Below are 24,195 nucleotides of genomic sequence, written 5' to 3'. Positions count from 1 at the left end.
GCATCACCTGGTCCGGGTCGCGGCCCCCGCGGCTGCGACCCGGACCTCCTCTGATTCACCTGGCATTCGCCCAACGCGCTTCACCACCCGACAGTCATGCGGCCCCCGGCCAGAGCAGGATTTCACTTCATGACCGCTTCCGCGGAAAGCCCCACGAAGACCGCCACTCCCCCGAAGGCGGTCATCCGGATCGGCGACCGGGTGTTCTCGCTCGCGACCGTGCTGTCCGGCTCCCTGATCCTGGTCGTGCTGGCTGCGACCGCTGTCTTCCTGATCGTCCAGAGCCTCCCGGCGCTGACGGCGAAGCCGGGCCAGATCCCGAACGACGCGGCCAACTTCTGGGTCTACGTCGGCCCGCTGGTCTTCGGCACCGTCTGGGCGGCCCTGCTCGCGCTCATTATCGCGACCCCGCTCTCGATCGGCATCGCGCTCTTCATCTCGCACTACGCGCCGCGCCGGATCAGCCAGCTGCTCGGCTACATCATCGACCTCCTGGCGGCCGTCCCCTCCGTCGTGTTCGGCCTCTGGGGCGTGCTCGTCCTGGCCAAGTTCATCCAGCCGTTCTACACGACACTGGTCAACACACTGGGCTGGATCCCGCTCTTCCAGGGTCCGGTGTCGGGCACCGGCAAGACGATCCTCACCGCCGCCATCGTGTTGGCCGTGATGATCCTGCCGATCATGACCGCGGTCATGCGCGAGATCTTCCTCCAGGCCCCGCGCCTCCACGAAGAGGCCGCTCTGGCCCTCGGCGCGACGCGCTGGGAGATGATCCAGATGGCCGTCCTGCCGTTCGCCCGCTCCGGCATGGTGTCGGGCATCATGCTCGGGCTCGGTCGCGCGCTCGGCGAGACCCTCGCCATCGCCATCGTCCTGTCGCCGGCGACGGTGATCAACGTCTTCCTGCTGACGAGCCAGAACCCGAACACCATCGCGGCGAACATCGCGACGCAGTTCCCCGAGGCCCAGGGCGTCGCCTTGAACACGCTCATCGCGTCCGGCCTCGTCCTCTTCGTTATCACGCTGCTGGTCAACATGGCCGCGCGATTCATCGTCAACCGCCGCAAGGCCTTCTCGGGAGCCAACTGATGTCGGTCGCCGTCCGCAACACCAGCGCGAACACCCTGACCGCCGGGAAGCTCCCCAAGGGCGCACCGTGGGGCCTGCTCATCGTCAGCTGGCTCATCTTCATCGGCGTCTTCGCTCTTCTGCAGGCATCCGGCACGACCACGGACTTCAACGTGGTGGGAGCCTTCTTCTTCGGCACGATCCTCTTCGACATCCTCATCGTCGTCATCTCGATGGTGGTCGAGGGCGGTCGCAAGGCGAAGGACCGCCTCGTCACCTCGCTGGTGACGACGGCCTTCATCATCACGCTGCTGCCGCTGATCTCGCTGATCTACACGGTCATCTCGCGAGGCGTCGCACGGTTCGACTCCGCCTACTTCAACGAGTCGATGCGCAACGTCATCGGCGCCGGCGGCGGCGCGGTCCACGCCATCGTCGGAACCCTCGAGGTCACCGCCTTCGCCGCGCTCATCTCGATCCCGATCGGACTGCTCACCTCGATCTACCTGGTCGAGTACGGCCGCGGTCGCCTGGCCCGCGCCATCACCTTCTTCGTCGACGTCATGACGGGCATCCCGTCGATCGTCGCCGGGCTCTTCGCCTACTCGCTCTTCGCCCTCTTCGCCGGCCCCTCGATCCGCGCCGGCATCGTCGGCTCGGTCGCGCTCAGCGTCCTGATGATCCCGGTCGTCGTCCGGTCGTCGGAGGAGATCCTCAAGATCGTGCCGAACGAGCTGCGCGAGGCCAGCTACGCCCTCGGCGTGCCGAAATGGCTCACGATCGTGAAGATCATCCTGCCCACGTCGATCGCCGGCCTCACGACAGGCGTCATGCTCGCCATCTCGCGCGTCATCGGCGAGACCGCGCCGCTGCTGATCACCACGGGCTTCACGACGAGCATGAACTACGACCTCTTCAGTGACCGCATGATGACGCTCCCCGTCTTCGTCTACACGCAGTACGCGAACCAGGGTCCTGACGCGACGCCGTTCCTCGAGCGCGCCTGGACGGGCGCCCTGGTGCTCATCCTGATCGTCATGGCGCTGAACCTCCTCGCTCGCCTGATCGGCCGCCTCTTCTCTCCCAAGCTCCGCTAGACAGCGGAAGCAACAGCCTCCGCTAGACAGCGGAAGCAACAGCCTCCGCTAGACAGCGGAAACAACAGCCTCCGCTAGACAGCGGAAGCAACAGCCTCCGCTAGCCAGCAACCTCGACTAAGGAAACCGTGTCCAAGCGCATCGAAGTCAAAGACCTCAACGTCTACTACAGCAAGTTCCGCGCTGTCGAAGACGTCAACATCACCATCGAGCCCCGCACCGTCACGGCGTTCATCGGTCCGTCCGGCTGCGGCAAGTCGACCTTCCTCCGCACCCTCAACCGCATGCACGAGGTCATCCCCGGCGCCTACGTCGAGGGCGAGGTGCTCATCGACGGCAACGACCTGTACGGCGAGGGCGTCGACCCGGTGCTCGTGCGCCGCCAGGTGGGCATGGTCTTCCAGCGCCCGAACCCCTTCCCGACGATGTCGATCCGCGAGAACGTCCTCGCCGGCGTGAAGCTCAACAACCGCCGCATGGGCAAGGTCGAGGCCGACGAGCTCGTCGAGAAGTCGCTGACCGGCGCCAACCTCTGGAACGAGGTCAAGGACCGCCTCGACAAGCCCGGCTCCGGCCTCTCGGGCGGTCAGCAGCAGCGCCTCTGCATCGCGCGCGCCGTCGCCGTCTCGCCCGACGTGATCCTCATGGACGAGCCCTGCTCAGCCCTCGACCCGATCTCGACCCTCGCCATCGAGGACCTCATCGAGGAGCTCAAGCAGCAGTACACGATCGTCATCGTGACCCACAACATGCAGCAGGCCTCGCGCGTCAGCGACAAGACCGCGTTCTTCAACATCGCGGGCACCGGCAAGCCGGGCAAGCTCATCGAGTACAACGACACTGCGACGATGTTCTCGAACCCGTCGGTCCAGGCCACCGAAGACTACGTCTCGGGCCGCTTCGGCTGATCGGCGGCCACGCGCCAAAGGCGTGAGCCCCAGTCGTGTGACTGGGGCTCACGCCTTTTGCGGTTGCGCTCCCTCACACTCAGAGAGGCGCAGGAACTTCCTGGCGGCGGCTAAGCGCTCTGCAGCGCGACCACCGGCGTCGAGGTCGGCTGCTTCGACCCTCCGGCAGGCTCGACCGTGATGCCCACGGTGTCGCCCTTCTGCAGGTCGCCCTGGAGCACCTGCGTCACGGAGTTGCCGTTGACGGCCATGGTGCCGGCCGACTTGACATCGGAGCCCTTGATGTACCAGAGCTGGTAGGTCTTGCCCGAGGGCAGGGCCGTGGCGCCGTTGACGACGACAGCCGAGCGCTGGAGGTCGTTCGACCAGTACAGGGTCGCCTTGCCGCCTGTCGAGAGGTCGGACGCCGTGTGCTGCACGTCGCTCGCGGCCAGGATCGCGCCGACGTCGCCGGCCGCGATCGGAGCGCTGCTCGTCGACGGAGACGGGGTGAACTGGTTGGCCATGCCCACGCCGCCGAAGAACAGGCCGACGGCTGCGGCTGCGCCGATGAGGAGCACGCCGGGACGCATGAACCAGCGCTGACGCGCCAGCGGGATGGGCTCGAGGATCTCGGCCTCGGTCGATGCGGCGGGGGCGTCGGCGGCGGGCCGGCGTTCCTGCGCCACATCCGTGACGTCGGGAGCGGAGAGCCGGGGCAGCTGCGGCGTCGAGCCGATGAGGTCGAGGACGCTCGCACGGAGAGCCGGCGAAGGAGTGATGGGCTCGACGGCGTAGCCGAGGAGCAGGGCCGTGTCGGTCAACTCGGCGGTCTCCTGTCTGAGGTCGGGGTCGTCCGCGAGGCGGGCTTCGAACGCTTCGCGCTCGGCCTCGTCGAGGGCGTTGAGCGCATATGCGCCGGAAAGGGTGTCGATGTCAGGGTTCATGGGGCCGCCGCCGGACGTCGAGCTGTGCTTGCTCATGACGCCACTCCTAGTTCGTCGCGAAGGCGGATCATGCCGTCGCGGAGTCGGGTCTTCACCGTGCCGATGGGAACGTGAAGCATGTCGGAGACCTCGCTGTGCGAGAAGCCCCCGTAGTAGGCGAGAGTCACAGCCTGTCGCTGCAGCTCCGTCAGGCGGCCGAGCGCTCGCTCGACCCGCTCGTGCTCGATGCGGATCTCGACCTGCTCGGTGACCGAGTCGTAATCGGTCTCGAAGTCGCGGATTCCGATCTTGGTGTCGCGGTCGCGGCTCGACTGGCTGGCCCGCACGCGGTCGACCGCTCGGCGGTGGGCCATCGTGAGCATCCAGCTCGAGGCCCCGCCCTTGTTGTGGTCGAAGCGGGTCGCGGTCTGCCAGATCTCGAGGAACACCTCCTGGGTGACCTCTTCGGACTGCGAGTGGTCTTTCAAGAGTCGCTTGATCAAGCCCAGCACGCGGGGTGCCGTCATGTCGTACAACTGCGCGAAAGCGTCGCGGTCGCCTTCGGCAACTCGCTCGAGGAGTGCCTCGGGAGTCGGCGGGACTCCCGTGTCACGCCCGGGATCATCCATATCTCGGCTCACAAGCTCCAGCATGTCAGGTTGCACCTCCATCCGCACTTGTCGTGGTTGTCGGCGCTGGTACTGAGGTGGCCCTCCCGCACGAACGCCGTCTGGGATGGCCGGAGCCCGGGTGCGTGCGAGAGGACCACCTCGGTGAACCGGACCTAGGGAGTCCGATTAGCGCCTGGTGGAGATGTTTGCGGGTTGTTCTCTCGCAAGGTGTTCGGCACCGCGGCCCAGGGGGTTTGGCCTGCCTGGGAGGTTTCTTGAAAGACCTCGTTAGCGAGAAAGCGCCGGGCCGCAGAAACGCCTCTCGGCGCGAGGCCGCTCGAAGCGGCTAATTTTGGAGCCCGGGGTTTGCTGCGGCCCGGCGACATCCACTGTAGCGAGAACCTCGACCGCGGGCCGGGGAGTCCGCACAGAGCGAACTCGGGAATAGCCGGGCGTGTGTCCTGCCGTCTTGTCGAGGCTGCTCGTCTTGTCGAGGCTGCCGTCTAATCCAGGCTGCCGTCGCGCCACCGGGCCGAGCAGGCGTGCAGGTCGGTCGCCAGCTCGGTGAGGCGGAGCGCGCGACGGGTGAGCTCGACGGAGCGGTCGGGCTCGATGACGTCGAGGTCGTCGGCGACGCTGGCCGCACCCGACGCCGCCAGACGGGCGAAGGCGGCGCCGCGCTCGAGAGCGAGGCCGAAGTCGCCCTCGAAAACGCCGCGCAGGATACGGTCGGCGAGCTCGAGGATCTCTTCCGGGCTGGCCGGCATCGGCGCACCCGCCACGATCGGGTCGATGGTCGCGCTGATGCGGGAGCCGCGCTCGAACAGGTAGGTGATGTCGTCCGGGCTCTGGCGGATCACGGCGCGCAGCAGGTAGATGCGCCAGAGCGCGCCGGGCAGGCTGTGCGGGGTCGCGCCAGCCCACAGCTCAGCGAGCGCGTCGATCCCATGCGAGTCGGTGAAGGCGACCAGGCGGTCGAGGATCTCGGGCGTCGGGTCGTTGCGGACGCGAGCCAGGAGGGCCGCGGCCGACTCGTGGGCGACGCGGTGCATGACGGCCGGGTCGTCGCCGCCCTGGAACGCCTCGAACTCGTGGCCGGCGAACTGCGTGGGGCGGTGGAAGTCGCGTGGGGGCACTCGCCCAAGGGTACGCCTGGTCGCCCACGAGGTTGCTAGGCTTGATGACTGCACGGGCCTCTAGCTCAGTCGGTAGAGCATCGGACTTTTAATCCGTTGGTCGTGGGTTCGAGCCCCACGGGGCCCACTCGTATCGTAACGGCGGCGACGTTGCCTTCTCAGACAGCTGCGGGGCCGTCCGCCGGGTCTGTCGCCCGCTGGAGGGCGGCGACTAGGGGGCCGGGGAGTAGGCGACGCCCCACCGGCCGGTCCAGGTCTCGCCGGGGGCGAGCCACACCAGGCCCTCGCCCGAGGCCAGCGCGTTGGCCGGAGCACTCATCGGCTCGGCCGCGAAGGCCAGGCCCTTCACGCCGTCGCGCGGGAAGTTGCGGGGCGTGAACACCTGCATGTACGGGTACGCGGCGTCCATCCACATTGTCGTCGACGAGCCGTCGGGGGCCGCGAGCGTGATGTGGCGGTGCCCCTCGCCGTCGGTGGCGATGTCGGTGTAGCCGGCGTCGATGTCGAGGTCGCCGAGCAGCGGGGAGCCGGTCAGGTCGAACGGAGTGCCCGCGACGGGCGCCGTGCCGACGGGGATGCTGCGGACGTTCGTCTCGAAGCGGGTGGCGGCGTCGAGGGTGACCCGGAGGGAGGCGGGGTCGTGGTCGCCGACACGGAAGAACGGGTGGGCCCCGACGGCGATCGGCGCAGTTCCTGCGCCCCGGCCGGTCACGGTGTGCGTGACGACCATGCCTCCGTCGACGAGCTCGTGCCGCACGGTGGTGTCAAGGCGGAACGGGTAGCCGTGCTGCGGGAAGACCGACGCCGACTGCGTGATCGCGTGCTCTTCGACCGAGACGGCGCGGTAGGGCGAGAAGCGGAGGAGGCCGTGGCTGGCGTTGCCCTTGGCGACCTCGGTGATGTCGAGCTGCTGGGGCTTGCCGTCGAGGGTCCAGGTGCCGCCGTCGACGCGGTTGGGCCACGGGACGAGGGTGATGCCGGAAGCCGACGGGGGCGCCTCGTGCTCGGAGAAGGTCTCGGCGACGGCCACTCCGCCGACCTCGAGGGCGCGGAGACCCGCGGCGACCTCGGTGACGATGGCCGTCACGACGCCGCCGGGGGCGTCGAGTCGGAGGTGGTACTGCTCGCCGGTGGGCGGGGCGACGTCGGTCACGCGGGACTCCTAGGTCGGGATGTCAGCTGGAAAGAGGCGCATCCGCCTCGACCACGGCGAGCCCGGCCGCTCGGAGGGCGGCCACGCTCTCCGTCGAGGCACCGGCGGTGACGAGCCCGTCGAACCTGTCGAGCGGACCGATCACGCCGAGATGCGCTTCTCCCATCTTGCCCCCGTCGGCCACGATGATCGAACGCCGGGCGGTCTTGACCATGAGGCGCTTGAGGTCGGTCTCGGGGAGGTTCACGTTGGTGACCCCGTGGTCGACGTCGATCCCGGTGCAGCCGAGGAAGGCGATGTCGGCGGTGATGCCGTCGAGCACGGTGGTCGCCAGGGGATTCACCAGCGAGTGCTGCAGCGGGCGGAGCGTGCCGCCGGTGACGATCACCGTCAAGCGCGGCACGGCGCGCTCGAGCTCCAGGGCGATCGTGAGGCCGTTCGTCACGACGGTCACGCCGATCAGGTCGGTGCGCTCGAGGAGGGCGAGAGCGACCTGCGTCGTCGTCGTGCCGACGTCGAGCACGACGCACTGGCCGTCGCGCACCATCGCGGCGGCTGCGACCCCGATGGCGCGCTTGGCGTCGGAGCCGACGGCCTCGACCTCTTCGAACGACCGCTCGACGGGGGCCTGGTCGACGGCCATCGCGCCCCCGTGCACGCGGACCACGCGCGAGGACGTCGCGAGGGCCTCGAAATCGGTGCGGATCGTGACCTCGGAGGTGCCGAACTCGCGCGCCAGGTCGGCGGTGCGGGCGAAGCCGTGCGCCTCGACGTAGGCGACGACCCCATCTCGCCGACGTGCGGCTGTGGCGCCGGAGGTGGATTCCATGACCCGATCTTCGTATACTTTCAACTGCCTTCGCAAGCGAAAGACGGAGGCACCGTGCATACCTGAACCGTGCACACCCAAGGAGGGGCATGCCCATCGCGATCCGCCCGACCGTCCTCGCCGACGGCCGCGAGCTCATCTACTTCGACGACGCCGACACGACGCTGTCGCCGGAGCGCAAGCCCGACCTGCGCCCGCTCGACCCGCGCCCCGAGACCGCGACGATGCGGCAGGACGTCCTGACGGGCGAGTGGGTGTCGATCGCCGCCTCACGTCAGAACCGCGCCTTCCTTCCACCGGCCGAGCTCGACCCGCTGGCTCCGGCCAGCGAGACGAACCCGTCCGAGATCCCCGACAACTACGACGTGGCCGTGTTCGAGAACCGCTCGCCGTCGTTCGGACCCGAGCTCCCGCCCGACGCCGCCAACGCGCCGCACGACCTCGCCGACCTCTCGTCGCTCGGCTTCGGCCGCACTCGCACGTCGGTCGGCCGCTGCGAGGTCGTCTGCTTCAGCCCCGACACCTACGGCTCGTTCGCCGGGCTGTCGGAGTCACGCGCCCGCACGGTCGTCGAGGCGTGGGCGCACCGTACCGAGGCGCTCAGCGCGCTGCCGGGCATCCAGCAGGTCTTCCCGTTCGAGAACCGCGGCGAGGCGATCGGCGTCACGCTGCACCACCCGCACGGCCAGATCTACGCCTACCCCTACGTCACGCCGCGCACCCAGCGCCTCCTCACGAGCATCGACCAGTACGGGCCGACGCTGTTCGCCGACCTGCTCGAGAGCGAGCGCACCGGCCCGCGCGTGCTTCTGTCGGGCGAGCACTTCACGGCGTTCGTGCCGTTCGCCGCGCGCTGGCCCGTCGAGATCCACCTGCTGCCGCACCGCCACGTACCCGACTTCGCCGGGCTCACCCCCGACGAGCGCGACGAGCTCGCCGTGATGTACCGCCGCCTGCTGCGCGGCGTCGACGCGCTCTACGACGACCCCACGCCGTACATCGCCGCGTGGCACCAGGCGCCGATCAATGTCGGTCGCGATACGGTGCGTCTCATGCTGCAGATCACGTCCCCGCGCCGGGCGGCGTCGAAGCTCAAATTCCTGGCCGGCTCGGAGGCCGCGATGGGCGCCTGGATCGGCGACCTCGTCCCCGAGAAGAGCGCCGAACTGATCCGAGAGACAATCGAGCGAGCATGACGTCACCATCTTCTTCCGAGAGCAGCGCATCTTTCGAGGGCGCCACCTCCTTCGAGGGCGCCTTCGACACCGCCATCGTCGGGCGCTGGGCGGCCCCCGGCCGGGTCAACCTGATCGGCGAGCACACCGACTACAACGACGGCTTCGTGCTTCCGCTCGCGATCGACCGCGACACGACCATCACCGTCGGAGTCCGCGACGACCGCCTCCTCCGCGTGGCCTCCTCCTTCGAGGCCGGCGTCCACGAGATCTCGCTCGACGACCTCGACACGACGCAGATGTCCGGCTGGTCGGCCTACGTCTTCGGCATCGCGTGGGCTCTGCAGCAGAAGCTCGGGGCGCAGGGCAGTGATTCGCAGGAACTCACCACCGCCGTCGGCCTCGACATCTGGGTCGACTCCGACGTCCCCGTGGGCGCGGGCCTGTCGTCGTCCGCGGCCATCGAGTGCGCCGTCGCCGTCGCCCTCACCGACCTCTGGCACCTCGACGTGACCCGGCCGTTCCTGGCCTCCGTCGGGCAGCTCGCCGAGAACGACGCCGTCGGAGCCCCCACCGGCATCATGGACCAGTCGGCGTCGCTGCTCGGCCGCGCCGACTCCGCCGTCTTCCTCGACTGCCGCAGCCTCGACGCCGAGGTGATCGACCTCGGCTTCTCCGCCGCCTCCCTCGAGCTGCTCGTGATCGACACCCGCGTCGAGCACGCGCACGCCACCGGCGGGTACGTCGACCGCCGCGCCTCGTGCGAGCGCGGAGCCCGCGAGATGGGCGTGTCGTCGCTGCGCGACCTCGACGTCGACGACCTGCCTCGCGCCGCCGAGGTGCTCGACGACGAGACGTTCCGCCGCGTGCGGCACATCCTCACCGAGAACCGGCGCGTGCTCGACACCGTGCGCACCCTCCGCGAGAAGGGCCCGGGCGCCATCGGCGCGCTGCTCGACGCCTCGCACGCGTCGATGCGCGACGATTTCGAGATCTCGGTGCCCGAGCTCGACCTGGCCGTCGCGACGGCGCAGGCCACCGGCGCCGTCGGCGCACGCATGACCGGCGGCGGCTTTGGCGGCTCGGCGATCGCGCTCGTGCCGACCACCGCGCGCGACGCCGTGACGGCGGCCGTGCTGGCGGCGTTCGCCGTCGCGGGGTATCGCGAGCCGACGGTCTTCGCGGTGCACGCCGCCGACGGGGCGCGACGGGTCTAGCTCGCTCTCGAAGCCGGCCGCCCCGAGTTCCTGCGGCATGCGACCTGGGGTCTGGCCTGCGCTGGCCCTGGCTCGCGGGGCCGCGGGCAGGGCGCCGCCGCCGGGGCGCCGCAGGGCCGCGGCTAGCGGCGCTCGGCCGCCTCGACCACGTTCTTGAGGAGCATGGCGCGGGTCATCGGGCCGACACCGCCGGGGACGGGCGAGAGGTGCCCCGCGACGGAGGCGACCGACGGGTCGACGTCGCCGCGCAGCTTGTACTTGCCGGTCTCCTCGTTCAGCACGCGCGTGATGCCCACGTCGATGACCGCGGCGCCGGGCTTCACCCAGTCGGGCTTGACCAGGCCGGCGACCCCGGCCGCGGCGATGACGATGTCGGCTCGGCGCACTTCGGCTGCCACGTCGACCGTGCGCGAGTGGGTCAGGGTCGCCGTCGCTTCCAGGCGCGTGAGCAGGAGCCCGAGGGGGCGCCCGACCGTGAGGCCCTGGCCGATGATCGTGACATGACGCCCCTCGATCGGGATGTCGTAGGCGCGGAGCATCTCGACGATGCCGCGCGGGGTGCACGGCAGCGGGGTGTCGATCGAGCCCTTGCCGCCAGGCACGGCCAGCACCAGCTCGCCGAGGTTCAGCGGGTGCAGCCCGTCGGCGTCCTTCGACGGGTCCATCAGCTCGAGCATCGACGTCGGGTCGATCCCGTCGGGCAGCGGCAGCTGGATGATGAAAGCCGTCACGAGGGGGTTCTGGTTCATGAACCGGATGGCGTCGCGGATGTCGCTCTCGGACGCCGTCTCGGGCAGGTCGAGGCGGATCGACTCGATGCCGACCTCGGCGCAGTCGCGGTGCTTGCCCGCGATGTACGAGAGCGAGCCCGGGTTCGAGCCGACCAGGATCGTGCCGAGCCCCGGGTGCACGCCGGTCGCCTTGAGGGCGGCGACGCGCTCCCGAAGGTCGTCCTTGACGGACGCCGCCAGGGCGGTGCCGTCGATGGAGACTGCCCGGCTGACGCCGATCTCTGCCGACATCAGGCGTAGAGCGGGAAGGCCTCGGTGAGCGCCTTCACGCGAGCGGCGAGGGCCGCGATGTCGGGGTTCGGCATCAGGGTCAGCGCGATGATGTCGGCCACCTCAGTGAACTCGACGTCGCCGAAGCCGCGGGTCGCGAGCGCCGGCGTGCCGATGCGGACGCCCGACGTGGTCATCGGCGGGCGAGGATCCCACGGCACCGAGTTGCGGTTGACAGTGATGCCGACCTCGTGGAGGAGGTTCTCGGCCTGCTTGCCGTCGACCTCGCTGGCGCGGAGGTCGACGAGCACGAGGTGCACGTCGGTGCCGCCGGTGAGGACGTCGACACCGGCGGCCTTCGCGTCGGCCTCCATCAGCCGCGAGGCGAGCAGCTTGGCACCGCGGATGGTGCGCTCCTGGCGGTCCTTGAACTCGGGCTCGGCCGCGAGCTTGAACGCGGTCGCCTTGGCGGCGATGACGTGCATGAGCGGTCCGCCCTGCTGGCCGGGGAAGACGGCCGAGTTGAGCTTCTTGAAGAGCGACTCCTCGTTCGAGAGGATCACGCCCGAGCGCGGGCCGGCGAGCGTCTTGTGCACCGTCGACGACACCACGTGGGCGTGCGGGAGCGGCGACGGGTGGAGGCCCGCGGCGACGAGCCCGGCGAAGTGCGCCATGTCGACCCACAGGTACGCGCCGACCTCGTCGGCGATGGCGCGGAACGCGGCGAAGTCGAGCTGGCGGGGGTACGCGGACCAGCCGGCGATGATGACCTTCGGCTTGTGCTCGAGCGCCTGCTGGCGGACGGTCTCCATGTCGATCAGGTAGGTCTTCGGGTCGACCTCGTAGGCGACGGCGTTGTAGAGCTTGCCCGAGAAGTTCAGCTTCATGCCGTGCGTGAGGTGGCCGCCGTGCGAGAGCTCGAGGCCGAGGATGGTGTCGCCGGGGGTCGCGATCGCGGCGAGGACGGCCGAGTTGGCCTGTGCGCCGGAGTGCGGCTGGACGTTGGCGAAGTCGGCGCCGAAGAGCTTCTTGGCGCGCTCGATGGCGAGGTTCTCGGCGATGTCGACGAACTCGCAGCCGCCGTAGTAGCGGCGGCCCGGGTAGCCCTCGGCGTACTTGTTCGTGAGCACGGAGCCCTGCGACTCGAGCACGGCGCGCGGGACGAAGTTCTCGCTGGCGATCATCTCGAGGTAGTCGCGCTGGCGGCCGAGCTCCTGCTCGAGGACCGCTGCGATCTCGGGGTCGACCTCCGAGAGCGGGGCGTTGAAGGTGGAGGGCAGGCGATCTGAGGTGACAGTCATGGAAAGCTCCAATGCACACGGATAGAAGGAGATGGTCCAGCGGCAGCCCAGGCGTACGGCTGCCGACCGTGTGAGTCGCTCCCCGGTGGTAGACCACCCGAACGCCAGTTGCGACTCCTGGAGCATAACAACTCACAGGCACGGCTCTCAATAAGTCGTGCCACCCTGGACTCTGTGAGCATGACCCTCGACGAGACCGACCTGCGTCGTCTCGAAGCCCCCGACGTCCCCTGGGTGACGCTCGTCTGGGACGACCCCATCAACCTGATGTCGTACGTGTCGTTCGTCTTCCGCACGTACTTCGGATTCCAGTCGAAGGAGGCGGAGCGGCTGATGATGCAGGTGCACACGAAGGGCAAGGCCGTCGTCGCGACCGGCGCACGGGAGCAGATGGAGATGCACGTCGAGGCGCTGCACGGCTACGGACTCTGGGCGACCGTGTCGAAGGCCGACGAGTGAGCCTGTTCCCGTTCTCCCGGAAGCGCGACGGCGTCCACTTCTCGTTCGCCGGTCACGAGAGGTCGCTCATCGAGCAGCTCGTCTCGCAGATCGTGACCCTGCTGGAGGAGCGCGACGAGGCCGACCCGGCCGTCGCGCGCCTGCTGCCCGCCGGCTATCGCGGCGACGACGACGCCGATGCGGAGTTCCGGCGACTGACGGTCGACGATCTCACGGCGCGCAAGGTCGAGACGGCGACGCTCGTGCTCGAGACCCTCGCGGGAGACCCGAAGGCGCCGCTGTCGAAGGAGGCCGAGCAGGCCTGGCTGCGCACGCTGAACGACGTGCGGCTCACGCTGGGCACGCGGCTCGGCGTGACGGCCGACGGCTTCGACGCCCCGGCCGACCAGGAGGCCGCCTACCTGCGGGCCGTCTACGAGTGGCTCGGCTTCGTGCAGGAGACCCTGGTCAGGGCCCTCGACCGCTAGGCGCCGAGGCGCCGCGCCTCTCGTGCAGCCCTCCGAGCGGCCTTCCGCCGGGCATCCCGGCGCGTGAGCAGGCGGTCGGAGAGCAGCACGACGGCGAGCATGACGACCGCGATCACGATGTAGAGGCGCGGCAGCGCGCCCAGCCCGGCGCCGGACAGCACGAAGCCGCCGACGAGCGCGCCCGAGCCGATGCCGAGGTTGAACGACGACGTGTAGAACGACGAGGCGAGGTCGCGGATGCGGGCCGGGGCCATCTGAAGGAGGCGCGTCTGCAGCAGCGGGGGCAGGGCGCCGAAGGTGATCCCCAGCACCACGAACACCACGAACGAGGCCACGGGGTTGCCCTCGAACACCAGGAGGCCGACAACTGTGACGGCGACGAGCGCCATGAACAGCGGGATGCTCAGCGACACCCGCTTGCCGAGCACGAGCCCGACGAGCAGGAGGCCGAAGGCGCCGGCGATCCCGTAGGCGAACAGCGCGACGCTGAGCGAGTCGCCGGTGAGCCCGCTCGACCGCGTCAGGAACGGGGCGACGTAGGTGTACAGCGAGTAGTGCCCGACCATGAAGAGGCCCGTCACGATGCACGTGAGCACCACGCCGAGCACGCTCGGGTCGACCTCCTCTCGGGGCAGGCGTCCGTTGCGGATGATCGGGATCGAGCCGGTCGCGAGGGCGCCGGGGCCGACCGGCGTCGCACCGGTCATGGCGTCGCTGGCCTCGCGCCGGAGGGTCGCGGCGTCTTCGGCACCCGATCCGACGTCGGGCAGGAGCCGCCAGACGAGCACGGCCCCGACGACCATGAGGCCGGCGAGGATGCCGAACGCGATCCGCCAGCCGACGGCCTGGCCGAGGGCCGTCCCGAGCGGCACGCCCAGCACGAACGCCAGGGTTCCGCCCGACGACGACACGGCGAGCGCCCGACCGACCTGCTCGCGCGGCACCAGGTGGGCGGCGTAGGCGCCGGTGATGGCCCAGAAGACGCCGTGGGCGAGTCCTCCGACGACGCGGGCGGCCACCATCCACGCGTACGTGGGCGCCAGCGCGGTGCCGACGGCGCCGATCGCGATGATCAGGATCAGGCCGACGAGCAGGCGGTGTCTCGGAAACCGGGCCGTCAGCGAGGTGAGGACCGTGCTGGTGCAGACCACGGTGAACGCGAAGACGGTGACGAGCAGCCCCACGGCCGACTCGCTGACGTGCAGGTCGCGCCCCATCTCGGGCAGGAGGCCCGTGGGCAGCATCTCGCCCGAGATGGAGAGGAACGAGGCGATGGCGAGGGCCAGCAGACCGGCCCAGGGAAAGCGGGCACGGGTGGTCGTCGTCACCGGAAAAGCCTAGTGGCAGGTCGGACGAGTACAACGGACCGGTGGACGAGAAGACCTGCCGATCGTGCGGACGGCGCATCGAGCGGCGCGCGAAGTGGGCGAAGAACTGGGACGAGGTCGCGTACTGCAGCGACGCCTGCCGCAAGCGGAAGGTGCGCCCGGTCGACCGGGAGCTCGAGGCGAGCATCCGCCGGCTCCTGGAGGCACGCGCCGCGACGTCGACCATCTGCCCGTCCGACGCGGCTCGCGACGTCTACCAGGGCGACGACGAGGGCTGGCGAGAGCTGATGGAGCCGGCCCGTCGGGCGGCGAGGCGCCTCGTCGCCGCGGGCGAGGTCGACATCACCCAGGGCGGCAGCGTCGTCGACCCGTCGACCGCGAAGGGCCCGATCCGCATCCGGCGGCACCGCTAGGTTGGTCGGCGTGCGCCGAGTCCTGACCGAGAGACCATGGCTCGCGGTGCTCGCGGTCTACGCCGCGTCGCGCGTGCTGTCGTCGGCTCTCCTCGGCGCGATGTTCGCGCTTGCGACCGCTCAGGGCTGGACGTTCGCGAGCCACCGGTCGAATCCGTCGTTCTTCACGTTCTCCGGCTCCTGGGACGCCTCGTTCTACAAGACGATCGCCGAGCACGGGTATCCGACGACGCTCCCGGTCGACGCGAGCGGCCACGTGGTGCCGAACCCGTGGGCCTTCCTCCCGGTCTTCCCGGGGATCGTCCGGTTCGTGTCGGGCGCGACGGGGCTCGGCTTCTATCCGGCGGGCGTCGTGGTGGCGATGCTGTTCGGCGCCGGGGCCGCCCTGATGCTCTACCGCGTGCTGGTGCTGCGAGTTCCTGCGCCCCGGGCCCTGTTCGCAGTCGCGCTGTTCTGCGTGGGGCCCATGGGGTTCCTGCTGCAGGCGGCGTACGCGGAGAGCGCCTTCCTGTTCTTCCTGTTCGCGGCGCTGTGGTGCCTGCTGACGCGGCGCTACCTCGCGCTGATCCCGTTCGCCGTGCTCGCCGCCTTCACCCGGCCGGGGATCCTCGCGCTGGCCCTGGCGCTCGGCGTCCACCTGCTGATGCGGTGGCGGTCGCGGGAGACCGACCCGCTTCCCGGGCGCGACGTCGTGCGGATCGTCGTCGCGGGAGCCGTGACGTGCGCTGCCGGCCTGGCCTGGCCGCCGATAGCCACGGCTGCGACCGGCCACCCGAGCGCGTACCTCGACACCGAGCTGTCGTGGTGGGTCGGCTTCGTCGGCCGGCGGCACTTCACGCCGCTCACGCCGTGGTTCACGATGGCGTCGACATATCTGGGGTGGGCGGGCGTGGCCGTGGTGCTCGCCGCGATCGCTGCCGGCGTGTTCTGGCTGACCCGCAGATCGACGCAGGAACTCGGCCGCGACCTCGTAGCGTTCACGGCCTCGTACTGGCTGTACCTCGTCGCCGTGTTCCTCCCGCAGCAGAGCCTCGTCCGCCTGATGATGCCCGTCGCGCCCCTCCTCGGCAGCGAGCTCTTTTCGAAGACGCGGCGCCGACGCGTCGTCGTGCTCGCGTCGGCCGTCGTGCTCCAGGCCGTCGCGGTCGTGCTGCTCTGGTTCGTCGGCTACCCATGACCGATTTATACAGCTAGACTGTAGATCTCCGTGACTGCAAAGTAGGCGATCCCCCACGTACAAAGAGACCGGCTTCGGCCCCCGCTTCGTCATCCCGATCCTGTTCGGGCCCCTTCTGAACCCGATCAACACCACCATGATCGCCGTGGCGCTGGCGCCCATCTCGAGAGACCTCGGCATCGGCAGCGACCAGGCCATCTGGCTGGTGTCGTCGCTCTACCTGGCGAGCGCCATCGCGCAGCCGACGATGGGCAAGCTGGCCGACCGGTTCGGGCCGAAGAAGATCTTCCTGATGGGGATGGTCGTCGTCATCATCGCCGGCATCCTGCCCGCGGTGCTCCCGACGTTCGGGGCGGCTCTCGTCTCGCGCGTCCTGATCGGCATCGGCACCTCGTCGGCATACCCCGCGGCGATGAGCGCGATCCGCAACCAGTCCGACCGCCTCGGCATCCTGACGCCGCCGCTCGTGCTCGGCGGGCTGTCCATCTCGTCGCTCGTGTCGGCCGCGGCAGGCCCTCCGCTCGCCGGCGTGCTCATCGGCGCCTTCAGCTGGCACGCGATCTTCCTGGTCAACGTGCCGCTCGCCGGCATCGGCCTCGTGCTGGGCGCGCTGTGGCTGCCGTCCGACCGTATCCGCCCGATCCGCGCCACCCCCCTGCCGATCCGCCAGGCCATCGACCCCGCCGGCCTCGCCCTGTTCGCGATCACGATCGGCAGCCTGCTGGTCTTCCTGCTCGACCTGTCGTCCGGGCTCTGGTGGCTCCTCGTCGTCACGGCGCTCGCCCTCGCGGCGCTGATCCTGTGGGAGCGCCGCGCGGTCGCGCCGTTCATCGACGTGCGGATGCTCGCCTCGAACGGCGCGCTGACCCGCACCTACCTGCGCCTCTTCCTGCTCTACGGGATCGCCTACACGATGACCTACGGCTTCTCGCAGTGGGTGCAGGACGTCGCGCACATCTCGTCGCAGACGGCCGGCCTGATCCAGCTGCCCGGCGCGATCCTGGCGGGCGTCGCCTCGTTCTGGTTCGCCCGCAAGGCCGGCGTGCGCCTGCCGCTGATCGCGGCGGCCGTCATCCCCCTCGTCGGCGGCTTCATCGTGCTGACGCTCACCGGCGGCTCGCCCGTCTGGCTGTTCGTGGTCGCGACGGTCTTCTTCACCATCCCGCAGGGCCTCGCCTCCGTGTCGAACCAGGCGGCCCTCTACCGCCAGGTCGACCCGGCGACGATGGGCGCCGCGGCCGGGCTCTCGCGCACGAGCATCTACATCGGCGCCATCGCGTCGACCAGCCTGATCGGCGTCGCATACGGCGACGCCCCGACGACCGGCGCCCTCCACGAGCTCGGCTGGGTCATCGTCGGGATCGCGGTCGTGCTGAGTGCGCTGACCATCCTCGACCGCGCCCTGCGACGGGGGCGCGCCCCCGTCGTCGCTCCGGAGCCCGAAACCGTGCCGGCGGCCTAGGCCTGGCCTCTATCCTGGAGCGGTGAGCGAAACCCACTGGACCCTGACCCTCGTCTGCGAAGACCGCCCGGGAATCGTCCACGCGATCAGCGGCGCCGTGGTCGACGCCGGCGGCAACATCACCGAGTCGCAGCAGTTCTCGAGCCACGACACCGGCACGTTCTTCATGCGCCTGCAGGTCGTCTCCGAGACGGGCCCCCAGACGTTCGTCGACGCGCTCGCGCCGGTGACCGAGCGCTACGGCATGGAGTGGAAGCTCGACGTCGTCGGCCGCCCCCTCCGCACGCTCGTGCTCGCGAGCAAGGCGGCGCACTGCCTGAACGACCTGCTGTTCCGCCAGCGCGCCGGGCAGCTCCCGGTCGAGATCCCGCTCGTGCTCGCGAACCACCCCGACCTGGGAGGCCTCGCCGAGTTCTACGGCGTGCCGTTCGAGCACCGCCCCGTCGTCGGCCCGGAGCTCAAGGCCGAGTTCGAGCGCCGCGTGCTCGACGTGGTCGAGGAGCACGACGTCGAGCTCGTCGTCCTGGCCCGCTACATGCAGATTCTGTCGCCCGAGCTGTGCGCGGCGCTCGAGGGCCGCGCCATCAACATCCACCACTCGTTCCTCCCCGGCTTCAAGGGGGCCAGCCCCTACCGCCAGGCGCACGCCCGCGGGGTGAAGCTGATCGGCGCCACCGCGCACTTCGTCACGAGCAACCTCGACGAGGGCCCGATCATCGAGCAGAACGTCGTGCGCGTCGATCACACGCGCACCCCCGAAGACCTGATGGCGATCGGCCAGGACGAAGAGAGCCGCACGCTCACCCAGGCCGTCCGCTGGTTCGCCGAAGACCGGGTGCTGCTCGACGGCGCCCGCACGATCGTGTTCCGCTAGCGAGGCGCCGTGTTCGACACTCCCAAGCGCAGGCCCGGTCGCGGCGGCGGCGACGGCGGTCGGGGCTTCACGCTGACCGCCAACGACGTGCTGCGGCTCGTGCTCGAGCTGTTCGCCTTCTTCAGCCTCGGCTTCTGGGGCTACTACGCCTGGCCCTACCCGTTCCCGGCCTGGTTCTTCATCGTCGGCGCCCCGCTGTTCGCCATCGTGCTCTGGGCGCTGTTCCGGTCGCCGAGGGCGCCGGTGAAGACCGACCCCGTCGGGCGCGCCATCGTCGAGATCGCCGTCATGGGGTCGGCGGCGTACTGCTGGGTGAGCCTCGGCTACCCGCTGGTCGGCGCCGTGTTCGCCGTCGTGGCGCTGGTGTCGGGAGTGGTGAACTTCCGCCGCGAGAACCGCGCATGAGGTCGTTGCTGCGCGATGCGGCGGTGCTCGATGCGCGGGGTGAGCGGGCGAGTTACTGCGTTCTCATCGAAGCGGGGCGGATCGCCGCCGTCGGAGGCCCCGGCGACTTCGTGGGCGCCGTCGTCGACGAGAAAGTCGAGCTCGGCGGCGCGACGCTCACGCCCGGCCTCATCGACCTGCACGGCCACGGCGGCGGCGGCTTCTCGTTCGACGACGGCGCCACCGACCCCGCGGCGTTCGCGGCTGCGCTGGCCGTGCACCGCGCGCACGGCACCACGCGCTCGGTGATCAGCCTCGTCGCGAATCCGGTGCAGGAACTCCGCGCCTCCCTCGCCGCAATCAGCGACCTCTGCGCGTCCGACCCCCTCGTGCTCGGCGCGCACCTCGAGGGCCCCCTCCTGTCGCCCGGCAACTGCGGGGCGCACAACCCGGCTTTCCTCTCGGCCCCCGACGGTGCCGTTCTCGACGCGCTGCTGGAGGCCGGCGGCGCCGCGCTCCGTCAGGTCACCGTCGCCCCCGAGCTGCCGGGAGCGCTCGATGCCATCGCGCGGCTGTCGGGGGCGGGCGTCGCCGTGGCACTGGGGCACACCGTCGCCGACTACGCCACGACGCGTGCGGGCTTCGACGCCGGCGCGCGGCTGCTGACGCACGCCTTCAACGCCATGCCCGGCATCCACCACCGCGCCCCGGGCCCCGTCGTGGCCGCGGTCGACGACGGGCGCGTGACGCTCGAGCTCATCCTCGACGGGGTGCACGTGCATCCGCGGGTCGCCGCGATGCTGTTCGCCGCCGCCCCCGGCCGCATCGCGCTGATCACCGACGCGATGGCCGCCGCCGGTGCGGACGACGGCGAGTACCGTCTCGGCTCGCTCGACGTCACGGTCGCCGACGGAACCGCCACGCTGTCGGGAACCGAAACGATCGCGGGCTCGACCCTCACGCAGGACGCGGCGCTGCGCCTCGCGATCGACCAGGTCGGGCTCCCGCCGGCTCACGCGGTGGCCGCCCTCACCCTCACGCCGGCCGCCGCGCTCGGCCTCGAGCGCACGCTCGGCCTCGTCGAGCCGGGCTTCGCCGCCGACCTCGTCGCGTGGACGCCCGGCTGGACGGTGGAGCGCGTCTGGGCCGCGGGGTCGCCGATCGTGCCATGATCGTCGGATGACAACGACGTCACTCCTGTTCATCGGCGGTACCGGCCAGATCAGCGCCTCGTGCGTCCGAGAGGCGTGCGCGAACGGGATCGCGGTGACTGTCCTGAACCGAGGCACGACCCTGTCGCGGGAGCTGCCCGCCGGGGTGGAGGTCATCACCGCCGACATCCGCGACGAGGACGCCGTCCGCACGGCCCTCGGCGACAGGCGCTTCGACTCGATCGCCGACTTCATCACGTTCACGCCCGCCGAGGTGTCTCGCGCGGTCCGGCTGTTCGGCGACCGGACCGAGCAGTACGTGTTCATCAGCTCGGCGTCGGCGTACCAGAAGCCGCCGGCCCGGCTGCCGATCGATGAGGCGACCCCGCTGCACAATCCGTTCTGGCAGTACTCGCGCGACAAGATCGCGTGCGAGCGGCTGCTGCGCGACGAGCACGCCGCGGGGCGCATCCGGGTGACGGTCGTGCGGCCGTCGCACACGTACGACCGGACGCAGGTTCCCCTGCTCGGCGGCTGGACGGCCATCGACCGGATGCGCCGCGGCCTGCCCATCGTGCTGCACGGCGACGGGACCTCGCCCTGGGCGATCACGCACTCCGACGACTTCGCGACCGCGTTCGTGCACGTGCTGGGTGCGCCGGAGGCGATCGGCGAGGCGTTCAACATCATGTCGCCCGAGCTGCTCACCTGGAACTCCATCGCGCTGGACCTGGCCGACGCCGCCGGCGTGGAGGTACCCCATCTCGTGCACCGGACGACCCACGATCTCGTGCAAGAGGCGCCCGTCTGGGACGAGGCGCTGCGCGGCGACCGGAGCCACGCCGCCATCTTCGACACCTCGAAGATCGAGTCGCTCGCCCCCGGCTGGGCGCCGCGCATCCCCTTCGCCGAAGGGGCCCGGCGCATCCTGGCCTGGCACGACGCCGACGCGAGCCGCCGGGTCGTCGACCGGGATGTCGACGCGCTGTACGACCGCCTCACCGCCTGAGCCCGGGGGCTCGAGGGTGTCCCCCGAAGGTCCGACTGCGCCGGTGCCGCCCGGCCCCTAGCCTCGGGGTATGAACTCAGGCGCGCGCGGACTCACCGAGCGGATCGCCATCATCTCGGGGATGGTCGGCGGTCTGTTCCTCATCGCCGCGATCACTCTCATGCTGACGACCGCGCCCATCATGGCCGCGGCGATCTGCCTTCCGATCGGGTTCGTCGGCCTCCTGCTCGGCATCGGGCTGACCCTGTACCTGCGTCGTGGTGTCGCTGGCGACACCTGGCCGAGGTCGGGTCGCAAGGCGCCGCGCTAGCGGGACCCCTACCCCGCACAGCGCCACCGCGCCCTCGCCTCGTGCGGGGGCGTGCCGTGGTTGCGCGGCTTCCGGCGTGCCGTCCTCGTCGCCCGGGTCAGAACCGCGTCTCTATCGTCGACGTCACCAGAGGCAGGCCGCGGGCCTCGCCGAGGTGGTCCTCGATGACGGCGATCTCGTTCCACTTGTCGATCGTCGTGCACGGGTGCGAGATGCCGAGCCGCACGAGGTCGCCCACGGCGAGCGCCGACTCGGGCGGCACGGTCACGAAGGCGTGCTGGTCGTTGAGGCCCGTGACGACGGCGCCCTGCGCGGCACCCGGCACGCGGCGGGCGTCGGAGCCCTGCACACGGTACGCCTCGATGACCAGCGGCAGGCCCTCGTCGTCGGCGGTGTCGCGACGGCCGACGTTGAGGAGCGCCAGCGTCGGCTCGGGCCGGGAGAGCACGCTCGCCCAGAGGTCGAGGGCCGGGCGGAACGACTCCGCCGCGTCGAGCCGCTCGAAGGGCGTGAGCCGCCGGTACAGGTCGTGGTCGTGCGTGACGTAGGAGCCGGAGCGGAGCACCACTCGCGTCCGTGCACCGCGGAGCCCCTCGGGGTCGTGCCGGAAGCCCAGAGCCTCGACGACGCGGTCGAAGTAGACGCTGCCGCCGGCGGTCAGGATCACGTCTCCGCCGCGGGCGAGCCACGGGCCGAACGAGTCGCCGTCGAGCAGGTCGCGAAACTCGATCATCGTCGCCAGGTAGTCGTCGATCAGCTGCAGCGCCGCCGAGTCGGTGCCATGCGTCAGGGCCCCCTCGTAGCCGGCGACGCCCGCCAGCACCAGGTGGTCGGCCTCGCCCACCGCCGCCGCCACAGCGAGCGCCGCCTCGATCGTGCGCGCCCCCGTGCGGCCGCCCGCCGCGCCGATCTCGACCAGGATCGGCAGCGACCGGTCCGGCGCGATCCGGGCCAGCGCCTCGTCGACGAGCCGGACGCCGTCGACGGAGTCCAGCCACATCATGACCTCGCTCCCCGGCCGGGCCAGACCGGCCAGTGCATCCGGGGCGAAGGTCGTGCCCGCCATGATAATGTTGGCGATGCCGGCCTCGCGCGCGATCTCGGCCTGGTAGGCCGTCGCGACGGTGAGGCCCCAGGCGCCGGCGTCGATCTGCCTCAGCCAGACGTCGGGCGACATCGTCGTCTTGCCGTGCGGGGCGAGGTCGACGCCGGCCTCGCGGCACCAGCCGGCCATCGTGTCGATGTTGTGCCGAAGCACCTCCGAGTCGATGGTCAGGACGGGTGTCGGGAGCTCCCCGAGGGGGATGGGCCAGGCCCTCCCGGTGAACGCGACCTTCGACGGCTGCTCGGTGCTGAGTGTCATGGGCCTGATCCTTCGCTCGGGTGGGTGGTGCAGTAGCGTCGTTGGGTAGGACGAACGCGATGCACGACAGGATGGACCCCACGATGGCCGAGAGCAAGATCCGCGTCGAGACGACCGGAGCGCCCACCCCTATGACGGCATTCTCGCAGGGAGTGAAGAAGGGCGGGTTCGTCTCCGTGTCGGGCCAGGGGCCGCAGGATCCCGCCACCGGCGAGTACCTCCACCCGGGCGACGTCACCTTGCAGACGATCCGCACGCTCGACAACGTCAGGGCCATCGTCGAGGCCGCCGGGGGCACCTTCGACGACGTGCTCTCGCTCCGCGTGTTCCTGACCGAGCGCCGCGACTTCGCCGAGATGAACGCCGCCTACGCCGAGTACATCCGGGCCAACGTGCCGTCGGGCGTGTACCCGACCCGCACCACGGTGTTCGTCGAGCTGCCGAACGAGGCCATGCTCGTCGAGATCGACGCGCTCGCGGTCGTAGGCTAGCTCCCCGCTTCAGGGCTGGGTCAGCGCCTGGCCGGGACCCTCGCGTGCGCGGCCAGCCAGTGCGCGACGCCGTCATCGGCGTTCGAGCCGATCACCCCGGTCGCCGCCTCGCGGACCTCTGCGCTCGCGTTCGCGACCGCGTACGACGCATCCGCGACCCGGAACATCGCCAGGTCGTTGCGGTTGTCGCCGAACACCACGACGCGGTCCGCGCCGAGCAGGCTCTTCAGCTCGAGCACCCCGTGCCCCTTGTCGGCGCCGGGCGCCGCCAGCTCCAGCCAGTAGATGCCGGGCAGGTAGGTCTCCTCCTGGAGCGTGGCCGTGACGTGACCGGCGAACTCGCGCTCGATCGTCCGCCGCACCGGCTCGAGGTCTGACTCGGGAGCGAGCGCGACGATCGAGAACGTGCCCTCGCGCGTCAGGTCGGCGGGGCTGTCGACTGGCCGGAACCTCGGGTCGTCGCCCCGGTCGCCGAGGTACCAGGCGATCCCGGGGCCCTCGTGGCCCCGCACCCAGCCGACCGTGTCCGCGTGCTCTCCGGCGCCGGCGACGGTCTCCTCCGAGGCCTCGGCCGCAGGATCGAGCGAGTACACCAGCGGCGAGGTCCCCGTGCGCGCGAACACGTCGAGGATCCCGTCGACCACGGCCGTGTCGAGCACCCGCTGAACGAGGGTCTCGCCGGTCGAGAGGTCGACCACGAACGCACCCCCGTAGACGCAGGCCGGGCCGCGCAGGTCGAGGTCGCCGACCACGCGGCGCAGCGACACGGCCGAGCGGGCCGTCGCCACGGCGACGTGCACGCCGTGCGCGACGAGGCCGTTCACGGTGTCGACGGTGAAGGCGCTCGGGCTCGCCTCGGGCCCGAGCAGGGTGCCGTCGAGGTCGCAGACGTAGAGGGTGGTCACG

Annotated in this window: 26 protein-coding genes, 1 tRNA gene and 1 riboswitch; of the genes, 17 read left to right on the top strand and 10 right to left on the bottom strand. The window is 70.5% G+C overall.

The genetic code is table 11. The features are described 5' to 3' along the window. The first annotated feature begins 129 nt into the window (after positions 1-129). The 3 genes from pstC (at position 130) to pstB (ending at position 3,073) form a co-directional block, all read left to right on the top strand. The gene (gene pstC, locus AC07TY_RS14015; RefSeq protein ID WP_123507038.1) at positions 130-1,089 is read left to right on the top strand and encodes a phosphate ABC transporter permease subunit PstC; all 960 of its coding nucleotides are present in this window, start codon (positions 130-132) and stop codon (positions 1,087-1,089) included. Then, positions 1,089-2,165, top strand: a complete 1,077-nt coding sequence (pstA, locus tag AC07TY_RS14010; RefSeq protein WP_123507037.1) for a phosphate ABC transporter permease PstA — start codon at positions 1,089-1,091, stop codon at positions 2,163-2,165. Before pstC ends, pstA begins: the two co-directional genes overlap by 1 nt. A 128-nt stretch (positions 2,166-2,293) precedes the next feature. Beyond that, a complete protein-coding gene (gene pstB / locus AC07TY_RS14005; protein ID WP_123507036.1) occupies positions 2,294-3,073 on the top strand; it encodes a phosphate ABC transporter ATP-binding protein PstB in 780 nt (259 codons plus the stop codon). A 110-nt stretch (positions 3,074-3,183) separates the two neighbouring features. On the opposite strand, the gene AC07TY_RS14000 is transcribed toward pstB, so the two are convergent. From AC07TY_RS14000 to AC07TY_RS13990, 3 genes are all read right to left on the bottom strand, one after another. Further along, positions 3,184-4,035, bottom strand: coding sequence for an anti-sigma factor (locus AC07TY_RS14000; protein WP_123507035.1), 852 nt, complete (start codon positions 4,033-4,035; stop codon positions 3,184-3,186). Then, on the bottom strand, positions 4,032-4,631 hold the full coding sequence (locus AC07TY_RS13995) for a sigma-70 family RNA polymerase sigma factor (RefSeq protein WP_370454116.1): 600 nt from the start codon (positions 4,629-4,631) through the stop codon (positions 4,032-4,034). The genes AC07TY_RS14000 and AC07TY_RS13995 overlap by 4 nt, the downstream gene beginning before the upstream one ends. A 461-nt stretch (positions 4,632-5,092) precedes the next feature. Then, positions 5,093-5,725 carry a DNA-directed RNA polymerase subunit beta gene (locus tag AC07TY_RS13990; RefSeq protein ID WP_123507033.1) on the bottom strand — a complete coding sequence of 211 codons (633 nt, stop codon included), beginning with the start codon at positions 5,723-5,725 and terminating at the stop codon, positions 5,093-5,095. 54 nt (positions 5,726-5,779) lie between these two features. On the opposite strand from AC07TY_RS13990, the gene AC07TY_RS13985 reads away from it, so the two are divergent. Further along, positions 5,780-5,852, top strand: a tRNA-Lys gene (locus tag AC07TY_RS13985). An 84-nt stretch (positions 5,853-5,936) separates the two neighbouring features. On the opposite strand, the gene AC07TY_RS13980 is transcribed toward AC07TY_RS13985, so the two are convergent. Further along, on the bottom strand, positions 5,937-6,878 hold the full coding sequence (locus AC07TY_RS13980; protein WP_494785708.1) for an aldose 1-epimerase family protein: 942 nt from the start codon (positions 6,876-6,878) through the stop codon (positions 5,937-5,939). Between the two features lie 22 nt (positions 6,879-6,900). Further along, on the bottom strand, positions 6,901-7,707 hold the full coding sequence (locus tag AC07TY_RS13975) for a DeoR/GlpR family DNA-binding transcription regulator (protein WP_494785707.1): 807 nt from the start codon (positions 7,705-7,707) through the stop codon (positions 6,901-6,903). An 89-nt stretch (positions 7,708-7,796) separates the two neighbouring features. Between AC07TY_RS13975 and galT the strand changes: the two genes are divergently transcribed. Then, positions 7,797-8,903, top strand: coding sequence for a galactose-1-phosphate uridylyltransferase (gene galT, locus AC07TY_RS13970; protein ID WP_494785706.1), 1,107 nt, complete (start codon positions 7,797-7,799; stop codon positions 8,901-8,903). Next, the gene (galK, locus tag AC07TY_RS13965; RefSeq protein ID WP_494785705.1) at positions 8,900-10,099 is read left to right on the top strand and encodes a galactokinase; all 1,200 of its coding nucleotides are present in this window, start codon (positions 8,900-8,902) and stop codon (positions 10,097-10,099) included. The genes galT and galK overlap by 4 nt, the downstream gene beginning before the upstream one ends. A gap of 122 nt (positions 10,100-10,221) precedes the next feature. Here galK and AC07TY_RS13960 read toward each other — a convergent pair whose 3' ends face one another. Then, on the bottom strand, positions 10,222-11,121 hold the full coding sequence (locus AC07TY_RS13960) for a bifunctional methylenetetrahydrofolate dehydrogenase/methenyltetrahydrofolate cyclohydrolase (RefSeq protein WP_494785704.1): 900 nt from the start codon (positions 11,119-11,121) through the stop codon (positions 10,222-10,224). Then, positions 11,121-12,401, bottom strand: a complete 1,281-nt coding sequence (gene glyA / locus AC07TY_RS13955; protein WP_494785703.1) for a serine hydroxymethyltransferase — start codon at positions 12,399-12,401, stop codon at positions 11,121-11,123. Before glyA ends, AC07TY_RS13960 begins: the two co-directional genes overlap by 1 nt. Before the next feature lie 38 nt (positions 12,402-12,439). After that, positions 12,440-12,523, bottom strand: a riboswitch (ZMP/ZTP riboswitch). A 58-nt stretch (positions 12,524-12,581) separates the two neighbouring features. Between glyA and clpS the strand changes: the two genes are divergently transcribed. Continuing rightward, complete coding sequence (gene clpS / locus AC07TY_RS13950) at positions 12,582-12,860, top strand: ATP-dependent Clp protease adapter ClpS (protein ID WP_123507025.1); 279 nt, start codon at positions 12,582-12,584, stop codon at positions 12,858-12,860. After that, complete coding sequence (locus AC07TY_RS13945) at positions 12,857-13,327, top strand: DUF2017 domain-containing protein (protein ID WP_158614266.1); 471 nt, start codon at positions 12,857-12,859, stop codon at positions 13,325-13,327. The genes clpS and AC07TY_RS13945 overlap by 4 nt, the downstream gene beginning before the upstream one ends. Here the strand turns inward: AC07TY_RS13945 and AC07TY_RS13940 are convergent. After that, a complete protein-coding gene (locus AC07TY_RS13940) occupies positions 13,324-14,655 on the bottom strand; it encodes an MFS transporter (protein ID WP_233580049.1) in 1,332 nt (443 codons plus the stop codon). The genes AC07TY_RS13945 and AC07TY_RS13940 overlap by 4 nt on opposite strands. Positions 14,656-14,696: 41 nt before the next feature. Here AC07TY_RS13940 and AC07TY_RS13935 point away from each other — a divergent pair, with 41 nt between their 5' ends. The 8 genes from AC07TY_RS13935 to AC07TY_RS13900 all read left to right on the top strand — a co-directional run bounded on the left by AC07TY_RS13935 (position 14,697) and on the right by AC07TY_RS13900 (position 21,435). Then, positions 14,697-15,068 (top strand): DUF3253 domain-containing protein, encoded by a 372-nt coding sequence (locus tag AC07TY_RS13935; RefSeq protein ID WP_123507023.1) that lies wholly within the window; start codon positions 14,697-14,699, stop codon positions 15,066-15,068. Positions 15,069-15,078: 10 nt separating this feature from the next. Next, positions 15,079-16,245, top strand: coding sequence for a putative hexosyltransferase (locus tag AC07TY_RS13930; protein WP_233580048.1), 1,167 nt, complete (start codon positions 15,079-15,081; stop codon positions 16,243-16,245). 34 nt (positions 16,246-16,279) lie between these two features. Continuing rightward, positions 16,280-17,707, top strand: coding sequence for an MFS transporter (locus AC07TY_RS13925; protein WP_494785739.1), 1,428 nt, complete (start codon positions 16,280-16,282; stop codon positions 17,705-17,707). 22 nt (positions 17,708-17,729) lie between these two features. Continuing rightward, positions 17,730-18,581, top strand: a complete 852-nt coding sequence (gene purU / locus AC07TY_RS13920; protein ID WP_494785702.1) for a formyltetrahydrofolate deformylase — start codon at positions 17,730-17,732, stop codon at positions 18,579-18,581. Positions 18,582-18,590: 9 nt separating this feature from the next. Continuing rightward, a complete protein-coding gene (locus AC07TY_RS13915; protein ID WP_123507019.1) occupies positions 18,591-18,986 on the top strand; it encodes a YrdB family protein in 396 nt (131 codons plus the stop codon). Continuing rightward, positions 18,983-20,137: an N-acetylglucosamine-6-phosphate deacetylase gene (gene nagA / locus AC07TY_RS13910; RefSeq protein ID WP_494785701.1), complete on the top strand. Its 1,155-nt coding sequence runs from the start codon at positions 18,983-18,985 to the stop codon at positions 20,135-20,137. The genes AC07TY_RS13915 and nagA overlap by 4 nt, the downstream gene beginning before the upstream one ends. Positions 20,138-20,144: 7 nt before the next feature. Then, complete coding sequence (locus tag AC07TY_RS13905; RefSeq protein WP_123507017.1) at positions 20,145-21,125, top strand: NAD-dependent epimerase/dehydratase family protein; 981 nt, start codon at positions 20,145-20,147, stop codon at positions 21,123-21,125. A 70-nt stretch (positions 21,126-21,195) separates the two neighbouring features. Then, complete coding sequence (locus tag AC07TY_RS13900) at positions 21,196-21,435, top strand: hypothetical protein (RefSeq protein WP_488625453.1); 240 nt, start codon at positions 21,196-21,198, stop codon at positions 21,433-21,435. 97 nt (positions 21,436-21,532) lie between these two features. Here the strand turns inward: AC07TY_RS13900 and AC07TY_RS13895 are convergent, their stop codons facing one another. Continuing rightward, complete coding sequence (locus tag AC07TY_RS13895) at positions 21,533-22,798, bottom strand: alanine racemase (protein WP_494785700.1); 1,266 nt, start codon at positions 22,796-22,798, stop codon at positions 21,533-21,535. Between the two features lie 59 nt (positions 22,799-22,857). On the opposite strand from AC07TY_RS13895, the gene AC07TY_RS13890 reads away from it, so the two are divergent. Continuing rightward, positions 22,858-23,289, top strand: a complete 432-nt coding sequence (locus AC07TY_RS13890) for a RidA family protein (RefSeq protein ID WP_494785699.1) — start codon at positions 22,858-22,860, stop codon at positions 23,287-23,289. A gap of 20 nt (positions 23,290-23,309) precedes the next feature. Here AC07TY_RS13890 and AC07TY_RS13885 read toward each other — a convergent pair whose 3' ends face one another. Beyond that, complete coding sequence (locus tag AC07TY_RS13885) at positions 23,310-24,194, bottom strand: HAD family hydrolase (protein WP_158614265.1); 885 nt, start codon at positions 24,192-24,194, stop codon at positions 23,310-23,312. Position 24,195 lies beyond the last annotated feature (1 nt).

This window comes from Frondihabitans sp. GW821-FHT04F02 (assembly GCF_059420045.1).
Note: the sequence above shows the minus strand (reverse complement) of the source record. Positions and strands in the feature narration are given on the sequence as shown.